Origin of the sequence: Mucilaginibacter sp. UYCu711 (assembly GCF_050433825.1) — a bacterium.
Taxonomy (GTDB): Bacteria; Bacteroidota; Bacteroidia; order Sphingobacteriales; family Sphingobacteriaceae; genus Mucilaginibacter.
The window spans coordinates 57,278-73,129 of sequence record NZ_JBNPWM010000012.1; the positions used below are offsets into that span (position 1 = coordinate 57,278).

The window sequence follows — 15,852 nt, forward strand, 5'->3', positions numbered from 1 at the left end:
TAAACTCACCACTCAAAACTCATCACTCACAACTTACACCAGGTACAGATACCCTAAAAGATCAGATCGGTAAATTGATATTATTTTACTTCTTCGCTTGCTTTTTGTTCGCTTGTCCATTTTGCATGGGCCTCTAAACCTGCAGGATTATCTTCAAAATCGTGCGGTAAGTTTGAGCTCATGGTTTGTGAAAGCGGGGTAATTTGTGATATAAAATCCTCTTCTGCTCCCGGCTTGCTATAATCATATGGCCAACGGTATACACTTGGTATTTCGCCGGGCCAGTTTCCGTGGATACGTTCAACCGGGGTTGTCCATTCCAAAGTATTTGCTTGCCAAGGGTTTTGTGTTGCCTCTTTACCCCAGAAAATTGAGTGGATAAAGTTATATAAGAATGCAACCTGCGCACAAGCCGACATAATAGCCGCCCAGGTAATAAACATATTTACTGATAACCAGCGCTCCATCGAAGCAAACTCTGTAAAGGCATAGTAACGGCGTGGTACACCATCAAGGCCCATAAAGTGCATCGGGAAGAATACCAGGTACGCGCCGATAAATGTTAGCCAGAAGTGCAGGTAACCTAATTTTTCGTCCATCATACGGCCAAACATTTTAGGGAACCAGTGATAAACACCCGCAAGCATACCAAATATAGCTGCCGAACCCATTACCAGGTGGAAGTGGGCAACAACAAAATAAGTATCGTGCAGGTTGATGTCTAACGCGGCGTTACCTAAGAAGATACCTGTGATACCACCAGAGATAAAGAATGACACCATACCTATAGCGAACAACATAGCAGGCGTGAACCTGATGTTACCGCGCCATAATGTAGCCAGCCAGTTAAATGTTTTTACGGCAGATGGTACCGCGATAATTAACGTAGTGATCATGAACACACCGCCCAGGAACGGGTTCATACCCGTAATAAACATGTGGTGACCCCATACAATAAACGATAATACAGTAATGCCGATTAGCGAGTAAACCATCGCGTGGTAACCAAAGATTGGTTTACGTGAGTTTACAGACATAACCTCAGACGAGATACCCATCGCCGGCATGATTACGATATATACTTCCGGGTGACCCAGAAACCAGAACAAGTGTTGGAACAGGATTGGGCTACCACCTTCAAAAGGCATAACCTGTCCGTTTACAACAATGTCTGATAGGTAAAAGCTTGTACCAAAACTACGGTCGAATATCAACAATACAACACCTGCAACCAGTACAGGGAATGATAACACACCCAGGATAGCTGTTAAGAAAAAAGCCCAGATAGTTAAAGGCATTTTCCAAAGATCCATACCACTGGTACGCATGTTTAATACCGTACTTACGTAGTTAATACCCCCCATTAATGATGATGCTACGAAGCAAACCATACTAATTAACCATAAGGTCATACCCGTGCCTGATCCTTTCATAGCGGTAGGCAAGGCAGATAGCGGCGGATAGATTGTCCATCCCGGTCCTGCAGGGCCTTTTTGTATGAAGAATGATGACAACATGATAACGCACGCGGTTAAGAAGAACCAGTAAGATAACATGTTGATGAACGGCGACGCCATATCGCGCGCACCTACCTGCAATGGTATTAATAAGTTACTGAAAGTACCGCTTAGGCCTGCAGTTAATACAAAGAATACCATGATGGTACCGTGTATAGTAACCAACGACAGGTAGAACTCAGGGTCCAAACGACCTTCGGGAGCAAAACGGCCTAATAATGTTTCTAATAAAGGGAATGCTTTATCAGGATAAGCTAACTGGATCCTGAATAAGATAGATAAAAGCATAGCAATAACCGCCATAGTAATACCTGTTATAAGGAATTGCTTGGCAATCATTTTGTGATCCTGGCTAAATACGTATTTAGTAAGGAATGTATCGTGATGATGCTCGTGACCGTCTTCGTGATGTGCTACTCCGTGATCGTGAACTGATAATGTTGACATAATCGCTAATTAATTGTTTAACGCTAACCTATTGTTTGTAATACTTTTATTCTGATCTGCCGCTGCCAGTTTTAACTCTGTACGTAACGCCGGGGTTAAGTAAGGTTTTTGTCTGGCTAACCATTGGTTGTACTCGCCTTCGGTAACAACACGTACAACTTTTTGCATGTTGTAGTGGCTGCTTCCGCAAATTTTGTTGCAATACAGCAGGTACTCAAATTTTGGGTTCTCCACTTTTCTACGCATTTCGGCAGTAGTAATAGTGGGGGTAAATTTAAAAAAGGTTGGCAATCCTGGTACCGCGTTTTGCTGCACCCTGAAGTGTGGCATATAAACGCTATGTATTACGTCCTGTGCAAATATATTTAAGCGGATGGTTTTGTTAACCGGCATTACCAGGGTATCAGCGGTTAAATCATCCATACTATTTTTGTCTTTAAAGTCTACACCCAGTTTATTGGCGCCAACTGTTAACCTGAAATCTTTTTTGCCCAATACACCATCTGGTCCGGCGTAACGGATCTCCCAGGCAAACTGGTGGCCGGTAATATCAATATTGATTGAAGCAGGGCCGCCTTTAGCATCAGTGCTGTTTTCAACTTCCTGCCAGGTAAAGAAACCGAAGATTACCAGTACAGTTAAAACAATGGCCGGGATGATGGTCCAAACCTTTTCAATGGTATTGTTGTGAGGTAAAAAGTAAGCTCTGCGTTTGTCTGAGTGCCTGTATTGAAACAAGAAGGTAAACAGTAATATCTGCGTAATAACAAATACAAATAAGGTAATTATTGTAGTTGTTAAAAACATAGCATCAATTTTAACACCGTGCTTTGAAGCAGCTTCTGGCAAGCTCATGCTGCCTTGTACGGTGATGTCCCAATAAGCACCGGCCATACCAAATACCAGGAATACCAGGCATATTATAGCCATAATGTTATTCCATTGGATACCTTTTTTACCCTGTATCTGCTGGCTAAGATCATATACCTTTAATATTTTACCTATAACAGCCACTGATATAGCCAGTAAAACAAAAAGCAGTATATAATAACTTACGCCCAACCAGTCAACGCCCGGTTTAGCTGCATCGGCAGTAGCTGTTGTAGCTTGTGCCATCAGTATGTTTGTGCCGCTAAGCATAAACACCGCTAAAAGCGCAAGTAACTTTTTAGAATTTATTATTTGTTTGAATGCCATTGTATTGGTGGTTTGGTATTCTGTATTGTGTTGCAAATTTAACAATTATTATATGTGATGATGTAAACTCTCCTGCAGGAACGGGTGATTTTTAGGCACCAGCGATTTGAACTTGCTTAACGCGTTGAATAACAGGAATACAAATAATCCGGCGAAGCCGATAAATATTCCTATCTCTTCCACACCAAAACCACGCCCGTGAGGGCCTACCGTAGCAGGCATTATCATGATGTAGTAATCTAACCAGTGACCCAGTATCAAAATGATACAGGCAGCTTTTAGTACAGATACGTGACGTTTTGAATCGCGTGCCATTAATACCAGGAACGGCGCTAAGAAGTTGATTACGATATTTAACCAGAACCACGGCTGGAACTCAGGCTCCCATCTTTTGTAGAAGTAAGCTGCTTCCTCAGGAATGTTGGCATAATAGATCAATAGGAACTGTGCGAACCATAAGTAAGTCCAGAAGATAGAGAAGCCAAACATTAACTGTCCAAGGTTGTGTAAATGATCGACAGTTATCCAGCTTAAGTAACCTTGTTTACGCAATGTGATAATTACTAAGGTGATTACCGATAAACCGCTTACCCAAAGGGCAGCAAAGTTGTACCAGCCAAACATGGTGGAGAACCAGTGTGCATCTAATGACATGATGGCATCAAACGCGAACAAAGGAACTGTAAAACCAAATATCACCAGAAACGCTGCGGATACATTAAAGCTTTTTTTGTAATTAAACATACCGCCTAACTCGTCCTCATTTTGTGAGTATTTTACTAACATCAAGCCAAGCAAGCTGTAAAAAAACAGGTAGCCAACTAATCTTATAAGAAAGAAAGGTTGATTTAAATAACCTGATTTACCATCGATAATGGCGTTGTATGCCTCATTACCTTTTGTAGTGATCTCTTTTGGAGCCCACTCCTTATATAGCATAGTACCTGTTATGGTATGGCCGCCTTCTTCTGTTACCACTTTTTGAGTGAAGTGCAGGCCGCAAAATATTACCAGTAATAATATAACTGATGCATAAGGCAAGATCTTTGCAAGTGCCTGTGGTATACGCAATATAGAGGCCGACCACCCAGCTTGTGCAGCATACTGCAACGCGCAAAAGAATACGCCCGCAATACATACGCAGGTAAAGTAATAACCCATCAGCAATAAGTTTGCAAATGTGCGTTCGGCATGGTTTGTTAAAAATCCGAATGCGATGGCCACGATACCTACAACAATAGCTACCAGGCTCCAGGTTTTTGCCTTACCGCTAAATTCAAATTGTTCGTTAAAACTATTATGAGTTTCCATTAAATTCAATTCTTATAAAGTTTGTAAATGGTGAACATACATTACTACTTTCCAACGCTCTTCGGGGCTTAGCTGCGATGCGTAAGATCCCATAGCGTTTAAGCCGTAAGTAATAGTGTGGTATATTTTACCATCGGTTAAATCTTTCATTGCACCACCGCGTGATGATTGTCCTTTTGAGTACGAAGGCGGCGGCGGGAAACCGTGTGTGGTTACCGTACCATCACCCTGCCCGGTTGCACCATGGCATGGTGAGCAAAACGCGCTGTATAACGCTTTACCGTCTTCAATATTCTTTGATGTCAAGGCTAAAGCGTTTTTAACCTCAACACTTGCCAGTTCATACCCTTCGGTAGTTTTTGGATAATCAAACCTTGTAAAACCAACCGGGGTTGTACCAGCCGGCGGTAATTGTGCTGTTTTGCCGTCCTTGAAATTCGGATTCTTTTGATCCGGATCAAAGGCGATCTTTTCATACATATTGGGGGCATATTCCCATCCGGTACTTCTCTTATCATTGCACGATGTTGTAACTATCGATGCAGCAACGGTAATAACCGCAATACCCAATACTTTATACTTATTCATAGCTAACATATTTTCTGTCGTTATGCTTAACTTCAACTGCTCCTGCTTCTTTCAGCAAGTTTGTAATGTCTTCGTGCGGGATGTTTCCTTTAGCGTCAATAGCTATAACAAAACGGTCGTTAGTGGCACGCAGGTCCATTACCCTTGGGGCACGGCCCGGGAAAAGGTGCGTAGCGTAAAAAAACGTAAAGGTCATACCAAAGGATGCAAACAGTACAGACCACTCAAACGTAACCGGGATAAAATCCGGAAGTGCAAAGTGTGGTTTGCCACCTATGTTCATTGGCCAGTCATGCGCCAGGAAATAGTACACCATACTTAATATGGTTGTGCCGCCTAAACAGCCAAACATAAATGCCGCGTAACCTAAGCGTGAATCTTTAATACCTAATTTTGCCTCAATACCGTGTATTGGCATTGGCGTATATACATCATAAATAGGAACGCTATTTTTCTGTAGTTTGTCGATCCCGTGCATCATTTCATCCGGATCGTCAAAAAGGCCTAATATATATTTGGTGCTGCTCATAGTCTATACGTTTTCATATACTGATACATCAACACTATCAAATTTCTTCAATGAGTTTTTGTAGAATTCAACCTGGGCCGGATCAAGATGTCCTTCCTTAATTTGTTTCAGTTTAGCTTGCTCGCTTTGCTCTTTCAGTAATAATTTAACCTCGGCCATTGCTATTGAAGGCAATACGCGGATAAACAACAGGAACAAAGTAAAGAATACGCCTATTGATCCGATGAATACCGATACGTCAATCCAGGTTGGGTAAAACATAGCCCAGCTTGATGGTATAAAGTCGCGGTGTAATGAGGTTACGATAATTACAAAACGCTCAAACCACATACCGATGTTTACAATGATAGATAACACCCATGACATGGCGATATTGGTACGTACGCGTTTAAACCACATTACCTGGGTCATTAACACGTTACAGCCGTACATCATACATGCTGCCCACCAGTACGGGCCGATGAACCTGTTTAAGAAAGTGTATTGCTCATATTCACCACCAGAGTAGTAAGCGATAAAAAACTCGGTGATGTAAGCCACACCTACTACCGAACCTGTTACAAGGATGATCTTGTTCATTGATTCGATGTGGAACATGGTGATATAATTCTCCAGGCCTAATACTTTACGTGTTACCAATAACAGCGTCTGCACCATAGCGAAACCAGAGAAGATAGCACCCGCAACGAAATATGGAGGGAAGATGGTAGTGTGCCATCCCGGCTCTAACGATGTTGCAAAGTCCATTGATACAATGGTGTGTACTGATAGTACCAGGGGAGTAGAGATCCCTGCCAAAATTAATGACACGGTTTCAAAACGCTGCCAGGTTTTAACTGATCCTGTCCATCCGAAAGAAAGTATAGAATAGATGCGGCGGTACCAGCCTGTACCACGGTCGCGGATTGTTGCGATATCAGGCAATAATCCTGTGTACCAGAATACTAATGATACCGAGAAATAAGTCGAGATCGCAAATACGTCCCATATCAGCGGTGAGTTAAAGTTAACCCAAAGCGATCCGTATTGGTTAGGTAACGGTAAACAATATAAAGCCATCCATGGGCGGCCCATGTGTGATACGACGTAAGTGGCCGCGCAAATTACCGCGAAGATGGTCATCGCCTCGGCAGAGCGGTTAATGGAGTTACGCCATTTTTGGCGGAACAGTAATAATACTGCCGAGATCAGCGTACCGGCGTGACCAATACCTACCCACCATACGAAACCGGTAATATCCCAAGCCCAGCCTACTGTTTTATTTAAACCCCACGAGCCTATACCGTACCAAAATGTCCAGCTTACTGCAAACACCCAAAGCAAAGCGCCTAATGATGCAACAGTAAAGCCTATCCACCATGCTCTGTTTGGTTTATTTTCAACAGCGAACAAAACATCATCTGTTACTTTAGCATAGGTGATATTTTCACCCGTAACCAGTGGTTCCCTTATTATTGATTCTTTATGAGATGCCATATTATAGCTATTGTAAAAATTAAGCTTCTAATTCAGTTGTGTTTCTAACTTTAACCTGGTAACCAATACCCGGCTGTACGTTTAACTCTTCTAACACGTAGTAAGTACGTTCGCTTCTTAAAGCTTTTGATACTTCAGAGTTAGGATCATTTCCGTTACCAAAAACAATTGCGTTTGCAGAGCAGGTTTGCGCGCAGGCTACCTGGATGTCGCCATCTTTAACAGGGCGTTTTTCCATTTTAGCTTTAAGCTTACCGGCCTGGATACGTTGCACACACATTGAGCATTTTTCCATAACACCACGGAAACGTGTAGTTACATCAGGGTTCAATACCAATTGTGTATGTTGTTCTGCCAGATAGTTTTCAAAACGAGAGTCGTTCCAGTAATTGAACCAGTTGAAACGACGCACTTTAAACGGACAGTTGTTAGCGCAATAACGTGTACCTACGCAACGGTTATAAGCCATATGGTTCAACCCTTCTGACGAGTGAACGGTAGCTAATACCGGGCATACGGTTTCGCACGGAGCGTGATCGCAGTGCTGGCAAAGCATTGGCTGGTGTACAACCGATACATTGTTCAGGTCACTTAATTTATCAATCTCGTGCTCTTCGGTAACGCTTTCACCTTTTTCGTTAAAGCTGTAGTAACGGTCAATACGGATCCAGTGCATTTCGCGACGTTTTCTAACCTCGTCACGGCCAACAACCGGGATGTTATTTTCAGCGTTACAAGCAACCACACAAGCACCGCAACCGGTACAAGCATTTAAGTCGATAGCCATTACCCAATTGTAGGTAGGGGTATCATAGTTTTCCCACAAGCTTTCGTAAACTTTGTGTTCGCCCTCCTTACCACTTCCTTTAAATGGATTTTTCTTATATTCAGAGAATTTAGCTTCGCGGATAACACTACGGCCTTCGTAAGAGTGGTGCGTTTGCGTTTGCGCTAATATAATTTGATCGCCGGTGGCGGATATTTTTGTAGTAGTGGTGTTTTGTAAAGTACCGTTACGTAAGCTTAACAGCGGGAAAGCGTTTTTGCCAATGCCCGACTCAATTACAGCACCGCCTTTTGCACGGCCATAACCCACAGCTACTGATATGGTACCTATTGCCTGGCCCGGTTGTAATAACACAGGTAAAGCAATTGAAGTACCGTTAACATCAATAGTTATCACATCGCCTTCCTGTAAGCCTAATGCTTTAAGGTCGTTGATAGACATGGCTGCGAAGTTATCCCAGGTAACCTTTGATACCGGATCTGGCAACTCTTGTAACCACGGGTTATTTGCATGCTTACCATCACGGATGGCAGCGCTTTGGTATAAATGTAACTCGTAAGCTTTATCACCGCTTACTACCAATTTAGCACCTTGCGATAAGATGGTTTGTGCAACGCCGTTTAAGTCGTGGGCAAATGCATAAGCACCGGCCGGTTTATCAGCAGCTTTAACAAAACCTGTTTGCAATAAAGTTTCCCAACCTTTTTGGCCTGATAAACCACCTGCTGCCAACATACCTTTATCCCAGTTATTTTTAACATAGGTATAGTAGCTGGTAACCGCGTTGTTGCTCCATCTTAATAAGCTCTCTTCGGCCTGGCGGGTATTGTAAACCGGGTTAATGGTTGGCTGTAATATGGTATAGTAACCTGCAATTGCACTATCATCACCCCATGATTCTAAGTAGTGATGGTTAGGCGCAACAACTGTGCAAAGCGCAGCAGTTTCGTCAAGGCTTGCAGCAAAAGATATTTTCAGCGGTACTTTAGCAAGCGCGGCTGTTATATCTTTATTGTTATAGTAATCATAAACAGGGTTAGCGTCAAGAAACAATACTGCACCAATGGCACCTGCCTTAGCTTGTGTTATAAAGTCAGCCAGCTCAGCGTCGTTACCTTTGTATTGGTTTGAATTGTTATTCAGATCAATAGTAGTACCGTAGCTTCCTAATGCAGCGTTAATGGCGTTAACCAATGTTTGTATAGCAACGTCGTTTGATCCGGCTACAACTAATGCTTTACCTTTCGCGGCAGCTAATTCTTTAGCAGCAATGGTAATAGCGTTGTTAGCAGCTTTATCTTCTAATGCTTTGCTGCCCGGTAAAGTTGTACCGGTAATGGCATTGTATAAGTTAATTAAAGCAGCGCCTTCTTCTGATGGTTTTAGCGGTACGCGCACATCAGCGTTGGTACCCGTCAGGCTCATACCGGTTTCAAACTGGATATGACGTGACATTTTTTTGCTTTGCAGCGATTTGTTGTTACGGTTTGATACGTACTGGCGGGTAAACTCTTCGCCAGAGATCCAGGTGCTTAAGAAATCGGCACCGAAACTTACAATAACATCAGCTTTATCAAAATTGTAGTGAGGTAATACTGCTTTACCAAAACTGTTTTGGTTAGCTTGTATAATACCTGTATAAGATACCGCGTCGTACATTACGTGCTTGGCGGCAGGGTATGCAGTTATAAAATCAGCAATTACAGCTAAGGTTGATGGGCTGCTGATAGTTGATGACAGGATAGTAATTTTAGTACCGGCGTCTGATAATTTTGCAAGCTCTAATTTAACGTAATCATCAAGGTCGCTCCACTCTTTTTCACTACCGTTTACCAATGGTGCTTTAACACGGCTAACATCATAAAGGTCTAATACCGATGATTGTGCTGTTGCACTTAAACCGCCTTTTGCTAAAACATCATTAGGGTTACCTTCAACTTTAATAGGGCGGCCCTCACGGGTTTTAACTAAAATAGCATGGCCCTCGTAGGTTGACGAATAGTAGTTGGCTACACCCGGGGTAATTTCCTCAGGTTTAATTAAGTAAGGTATAGATTTATGTACCGGTACTTTTTGGCAAGCTGCCAAAGTAACCGCGCCCACACCAAAACCTACCGCCTTTAAAAAGTCGCGACGAGGTGTTTTGCCTAATAAACCGTTTCCGCTCAAAACATCTTCGATAGGAATCGGTTCCGCGAATTCGTGTTTATTTTTCTCAACAAATTCTGGCGTCTTGTTTAGCTCTTCTAAACCTTTCCAGTATTTTTTATTGCTATCCATTTAAGCTATAGTATAAACTGTTATGCTAAGTTCTGTTGTTAATTAGTAATGGCATTTGCCGCACTCAATACCACCCAATTGCGATGGTGTAACTTTCACGCCTTTTTTAATCAGGTCGTGAACTGCTATCATATTTTCGTAGTAAGCGTTGCCTTTAGTGTTAATATCTGTGCGTTTGTGACACTGTATACACCATTTCATTGTTAATGGCGAGTATTGATAAACCTCTTTCATGGTTTGAACCGGGCCGTGACAGGTTTGGCATTTAATACCACCAACCTTAACGTGTTGCGAGTGATTAAAGTAAGCAAAGTCTGGCAGGTTGTGGATACGGATCCATTGGATAGGTGTTGCCTTTAAGCTGTCGTATTTCTGGGTCTCCGGATCGTAACCCAAAGCATCATAAATTTTGTGGATCTCAGGCGACTCGGTTTTAACCGTTTTGTGGCAGTTCATACAAACGTTTAACGACGGTATGGATGCGTTTTTTGATTTGAACGCGCCCGAGTGACAGTACTGGCACTCAATTTTCATGATACCGGCATGCAGCTCATGCGAATATTTGATTGGCTGTACCGGTTGATAACCTGTATGTACGTTGGTGTTCCACAACAATACCCATGTCCAGCAGAATGTTGCTATAAATCCGCAGAAAATTATAAAGAATACTAGTTTTTTATTTTTTAATATTTTCTTTAATAAAGCATACTTGTCAATAGCAACAGCTTCTTCAGCGGTTACCGGCTCAACAGGTAATAATCTTTTACTGGTTAACAATTTTTCAAGCGTGCCTATAACGCGGCTTAATACCAAAATAGCTATCAGAGCAACTATAATTACAGCTATTAAAGAGTAAACTACAAAGCTGCTTGGGCCGCTTTCGGCAGCGGCTGCACCTGCTGCAGGGCCTGCTGTTTTCTTTGCTTCTTCAAGTTTTTTGTAATCTGCACGCACATAGGCTAAGATGTCAGATACGTCACCGTCTGAAAGACTTGCAAATGCCGGCATTATGGTACCACCATACTCGTTAAAGATGGCAACCGCTTTCGGGTCCTTAGCTGCTACAAGAGCCTGGCTATTGTGCACCCAAGTGATTAACCACTTATCGTTAGGTTCCGATGATACGATCGGGCCTAAACCCGGACCGGTTAACCTACCTTCGATTTTGTGACACGCGGCACAATTGGATTTAAATAGGGCCTCGCCTTTTGCAGCGTCGCCTTGCGCCTTAGCAGAAATTCCCCAAACAGTAAAACAGGCAAGCAGTAAAACTGACCTTGAGAATTGTTTAAAAATTAATGAGATGCTTCTCATAAAGTTGTATTGATGCTAAATAGTTATTTGTATAGTAATTGTGAAACTGAGTTTGGCCTGGGCTTTTCTCGGAATTTTCAGCCACAAAAGTATAATTTATTAAATAATCGCTGACAAATAAATGACAGTTATAACTAATTTATAATTATTCTAAATAATGCTTAAGAGCACTTTTTTTAGTGATTTTAAACACTAAAGTTATTGCCCTAAAAGCCAGGCAAATATCAGCGGTACAACAATGGTCGCATCGCTTTCAACAATAAACTTTGGCGTATTTACATCCAGTTTCCCCCAGGTTATCTTTTCGTTTGGCACTGCCCCCGAGTACGAACCGTATGATGTTGTCGAATCAGAGATCTGGCAGAAATAGCTCCAGAACGGGATATCCTGCATTTCCATATCCTGGTAAAGCATCGGCACAACACATATCGGGAAATCGCCGGCAATACCACCGCCTATCTGGAAAAAGCCCACGCCTTTACCACCCGAGTTTTTTGGGTACCAATCTGCCAGCCAGGCCATGTATTCAATACCACTTTTCATGGTGGTAGCTTTTATCTGGCCCTTTATTACATACGATGCAAAGATGTTACCCATGGTCGAGTCTTCCCAACCTGGTACTACAATTGGCAGGTTCCTTTCAGCAGCCGCAAGCATCCATGAGTTTTTTGGATCAATCTCGTAGTATTGCTCCAAATCGCCGCTTAACAGCATTTTGTACATGTATTCATGCGGGAAATAACGTTCACCGCTATCATCCGCATCTTTCCAGATTTTATGAATGTGTTTTTGTAAACGGCGGAAGGCTTCTTCCTCGGGGATACAGGTATCGGTTACACGGTTATAATGATTTTCTAAAAGGTCCCACTCATCCTGCGGACTCAGATCGCGGTAGTTGGGTACACGTTTGTAGTGCGAGTGCGCTACAAGGTTCATAATATCTTCTTCCAGGTTAGCTCCTGTGCACGATATGATATCAATTTTACCCTGGCGGATCATTTCGGCCAGCGAGATACCCAGTTCGGCGGTGCTCATGGCGCCTGCCAGTGTTACCATCATTTTACCGCCTTCAAGCAAATGGGTTTCATAGCCTTTAGCTGCATCCATTAGCGCGGCAGCATTAAAATGCAGGTAATTTTTTTCAATAAACTGCGATACGGGTCCTTTAGTAGTGCTCATAATTTATGCTTTAATAAATATGGCGCAAAAGTAGGGATTTTGCTGAAAAAGGGGTTTTAAATTTTAAAATGGAACACAAATGTTTTTCTGGAACTTCCCTGTCGGGATGGATTTAAGCCGATCGCGTACCATATAGTGTGTCAGACACAGCTGCTACATCTGATACACCTGACACACCTGATACACCTAAAGCTGATTTCTATCTACAAATATCCGGGTGCCGGTTTCATTAAGCATGGAAGTCAATTAACCTAAATTTAATCTGCAACTTCGGTCATAAATCTTTACCTTGGGGACATTATCACAATGAAGAAACTTTTAGCACTACTTGTTGCAATAGGCTTATCTGAAAGTTTCAAACCGACTTTTGGTCAAAGTATCATCCCCAAGTTTATCCGGAAGATGTATTTTGAAAAAGATACCACCAAACGCAGCAGCTTTATAATTCTGCCGGTGCTGTCATCGGCACCCGAAACCGGTGTGGAAGTTGGCGGCGCAAGTTTATATTCCTATTATTCAGACACACTACAACAGGGCACGCGTGTGTCAAACATATTTGCATATGCTACTATAACCACCAAAGGCCAAAACCGGATAAATATTAGTACAACCTATTGGTCGCCGCAAAACAAGTATCACTTATTTGCAGGTATTGGGCGGATAGATTTCCCAATTGATTTTTATGGCATAGGTAATGATACCCGCAAAGCCAGCGCCGACCCACTCGGGCAAAAAAGATACCGGCTTTTACTTGAAGGAGAGAAACTGGTTGCTAAAAACCTGTATGTAGGCGTTGTGGCCGGTGGTTATAAATATGATTTCACCAGCGCCAACCCTGCCGGCATTTTTAATACCAGCCCCCAGGTTGAGGACCGCGCCGGCGGCACATTTGTTTACATTGGCCCAAGCCTAATCTACGATAGCCGGAACAACAACACCTACACCACCAAAGGCATAATGATAAACGCCTATTATAATATCATGCACGGCGTTTTTGGAAATAACGGCTATAACGGTGGCTCTTTTAATATAGAATATTCTCAATTTATACCGGTAAGCAAAAAGCTGGTATTGGGGCTTAACGCGCAGGAACAATCGCTTACCGGCGCACGGTCGCCGTTTTACCTGTTACCGCAAATGGGCAACGACGAAATTATGCGCGGCTACTACGAGGGCCGGTACCGCGACCGCAACCTGATTGCCGCACAGGCCGAATTACGTTACCGCCTTAGCGAACGCTTTGGCGTAGTAGGTTTTGTTGGTGCAGGCGAAGTATTTCATTCATCCTTTACCCTACCCGACTTAAAACCTAATCTGGGCGGCGGCCTGCGTTATTTCTTTGATATAGAAAAAGGATTGAGCGTTAGGGTCGACTATGGCATAGGCCAAAAACCAGCCGGTGAGCAACGCGCAAGTGGATTGTATATTGGGTTGGGGCAAGCTTTTTAAACGTTGTACGTATTACGCGGTACGTTATACGTTTTGATCGCTTACGTAAAACGTACCACGTAATACGTACAACCTAATATCAAATCTTTATAACAAAATCCTCCTTAACCTGTCCTTTTCTAAAATACACCAGCCCAATCCAAAACAGGTCGACAGTTACAGTTACCTGTGGATGTGCTTTTATTTCGGACCAGGCTTCTTTCATGCCTTCACTCCAGTATATATCGTCGAAGATTAATAGGGTATCGTCATGTACTTTGTGCAGGCACCATTCAAAGTATTTAAGCGTGGCGTCCTTTTGATGGTTACCGTCTACAAATACAAAGTCCAGCTTATCCAACCCGTCAATAACAACGGGTAGGGTGTTATCGAAGTTTCCTGTTATCAGTGCAATATTATTCAGTCCGGCTTTTTCAAAGCTTTCTTTGGCGATATTGGCCGTTTCGGGGCAACCCTCCAGCGTATACAATTTGGCAGCGGGGGCGGCCTTTTGCAGGTAGATGCTGGTTGTGCCCAGGCACGTCCCTAACTCAATAATGTTTTCAGGTTGTTGATCGGCCGCCAGGCGGTAAAGCAGCTGGGCCAGTTTGGGTGGTTTCAAGGCGTTTTTGGCGATATCCTCTATCCGTTTACGGCGATCATTATTTACGTGCGAGCCGGCGCCAAGGTCGGTTATGGTGATCAGCCTATCGTCATTTATTAAGCCTTCGCGGATGTTTTCAATCTCGGGATATACTTTTTTGACATGAAAATCGTAAATTACATTATCAACCAAACGATATACAAAAGGCGAGTGTAAGCCGTGCCTGGTTTTGGCTTTTAGGCGATAAAGCAGGTAGTCGAGCGCGAACCTTATATTGAACATGGTTGTAAAATTATATAAACGTTTGTACTTTAGCGTTACATAATGATAAATCTAACAGAAGTAAACTCATTAATACGCCTGCTGGACGATCCCGATCCGGAGATATACAACCACGTTCACGACAAATTGTTGTCGTACGGTACCCAGGCTGTTGAGCACCTTGAATCGGCTTTTGAACAGGCTTTTGATGCTATCCAACAAGAACGCATAGCTAATTTGGTTCACGAGATCCAATTCGGCATTGTAAAAAACGATCTGAAACTTTGGTTTCAGGGTGGCGCGTTTGATCTGCTACAGGGAATATTAATAATAAACCGTTACCAATATCCTGACCTTGATGAGCAAAAGATCATCAACCATATTGAAGCCATTAAGCGCGATGTATGGATCCAGATGATGAATGAAGCCAGCCCGGTTGAACAGGTAAAACTCATTAACCATGTATTTTACCACATGTACGGCTTCAGTGGCAACACCAGCAATCACCAGGACCCGCAAAACAGCTACCTGAGCCAGGTTATAGAAACCAAAAAAGGCAACCAGATATTATTGGCCATTATTTATTCTATCATAGCGCAAAAGCTGGATATCCCGGTGCATGGCGTAAACCTGCCGCAGCATTTTATACTGGCATACCTTGACGAAAGCAAGGAAAGCGAATTTGAAAGCGGCATCCTATTTTACATCAATGCATTTAATAAGGGTTTTATTTTTGGCCGCAGGGATGTTGATATGTTCCTGAAGCAGCTTAACCTGAATTTCGATAAACAGTTTTATGAACCCTGCTCAAACACAGATATCATCAAACGAGTGCTGCGTAATCTGATCAGCTCGTATGAGCATCTTGGCTCGGCCGAGAAGGTTGATGAGTTAAACGAACTGTTGGCTATTTTAGGATAGTATCCTCCTTACC

General features: G+C 42.8%; 12 protein-coding genes. 2 read left to right on the plus strand and 10 right to left on the minus strand.

All coding sequences use genetic code 11. The features are described 5' to 3' along the window. Positions 1-80: 80 nt before the first annotated feature. From ABIB50_RS22720 to ABIB50_RS22760, 9 genes are all read right to left on the minus strand, one after another. Complete coding sequence (locus tag ABIB50_RS22720) at positions 81-1,964, minus strand: cytochrome c oxidase subunit I (RefSeq protein WP_429383551.1); 1,884 nt, start codon at positions 1,962-1,964, stop codon at positions 81-83. Between the two features lie 9 nt (positions 1,965-1,973). Next, positions 1,974-3,161, minus strand: a complete 1,188-nt coding sequence (locus tag ABIB50_RS22725) for a cytochrome c oxidase subunit II (RefSeq protein WP_429383552.1) — start codon at positions 3,159-3,161, stop codon at positions 1,974-1,976. A 48-nt stretch (positions 3,162-3,209) separates the two neighbouring features. Beyond that, positions 3,210-4,472: a quinol:cytochrome C oxidoreductase gene (locus ABIB50_RS22730; RefSeq protein ID WP_429383554.1), complete on the minus strand. Its 1,263-nt coding sequence runs from the start codon at positions 4,470-4,472 to the stop codon at positions 3,210-3,212. A 12-nt stretch (positions 4,473-4,484) separates the two neighbouring features. Continuing rightward, a complete protein-coding gene (locus ABIB50_RS22735) occupies positions 4,485-5,069 on the minus strand; it encodes a c-type cytochrome (RefSeq protein WP_429383555.1) in 585 nt (194 codons plus the stop codon). Then, the gene (locus ABIB50_RS22740; RefSeq protein WP_429383556.1) at positions 5,053-5,589 is read right to left on the minus strand and encodes a DUF3341 domain-containing protein; all 537 of its coding nucleotides are present in this window, start codon (positions 5,587-5,589) and stop codon (positions 5,053-5,055) included. The genes ABIB50_RS22735 and ABIB50_RS22740 overlap by 17 nt, the downstream gene beginning before the upstream one ends. 3 nt (positions 5,590-5,592) lie before the next feature. Next, positions 5,593-7,065: an NrfD/PsrC family molybdoenzyme membrane anchor subunit gene (gene nrfD, locus ABIB50_RS22745; protein WP_429383558.1), complete on the minus strand. Its 1,473-nt coding sequence runs from the start codon at positions 7,063-7,065 to the stop codon at positions 5,593-5,595. A 19-nt stretch (positions 7,066-7,084) separates the two neighbouring features. Beyond that, positions 7,085-10,132 carry a TAT-variant-translocated molybdopterin oxidoreductase gene (locus ABIB50_RS22750; RefSeq protein WP_429383559.1) on the minus strand — a complete coding sequence of 1,016 codons (3,048 nt, stop codon included), beginning with the start codon at positions 10,130-10,132 and terminating at the stop codon, positions 7,085-7,087. 42 nt (positions 10,133-10,174) lie between these two features. Further along, complete coding sequence (locus tag ABIB50_RS22755) at positions 10,175-11,446, minus strand: cytochrome c3 family protein (protein WP_429383561.1); 1,272 nt, start codon at positions 11,444-11,446, stop codon at positions 10,175-10,177. A 198-nt stretch (positions 11,447-11,644) separates the two neighbouring features. Further along, positions 11,645-12,625 carry a deoxyhypusine synthase family protein gene (locus ABIB50_RS22760; RefSeq protein ID WP_429383562.1) on the minus strand — a complete coding sequence of 327 codons (981 nt, stop codon included), beginning with the start codon at positions 12,623-12,625 and terminating at the stop codon, positions 11,645-11,647. A gap of 306 nt (positions 12,626-12,931) precedes the next feature. Here ABIB50_RS22760 and ABIB50_RS22765 point away from each other — a divergent pair, with 306 nt between their 5' ends. Next, complete coding sequence (locus ABIB50_RS22765; RefSeq protein ID WP_429383563.1) at positions 12,932-14,074, plus strand: polymerase; 1,143 nt, start codon at positions 12,932-12,934, stop codon at positions 14,072-14,074. A gap of 79 nt (positions 14,075-14,153) precedes the next feature. On the opposite strand, the gene ABIB50_RS22770 is transcribed toward ABIB50_RS22765, so the two are convergent. Further along, positions 14,154-14,939 (minus strand): O-methyltransferase, encoded by a 786-nt coding sequence (locus ABIB50_RS22770; RefSeq protein WP_429383565.1) that lies wholly within the window; start codon positions 14,937-14,939, stop codon positions 14,154-14,156. Between the two features lie 42 nt (positions 14,940-14,981). On the opposite strand from ABIB50_RS22770, the gene ABIB50_RS22775 reads away from it, so the two are divergent. Next, positions 14,982-15,839 (plus strand): transglutaminase-like domain-containing protein, encoded by an 858-nt coding sequence (locus ABIB50_RS22775; RefSeq protein ID WP_429383566.1) that lies wholly within the window; start codon positions 14,982-14,984, stop codon positions 15,837-15,839. Positions 15,840-15,852: the final 13 nt, after the last annotated feature.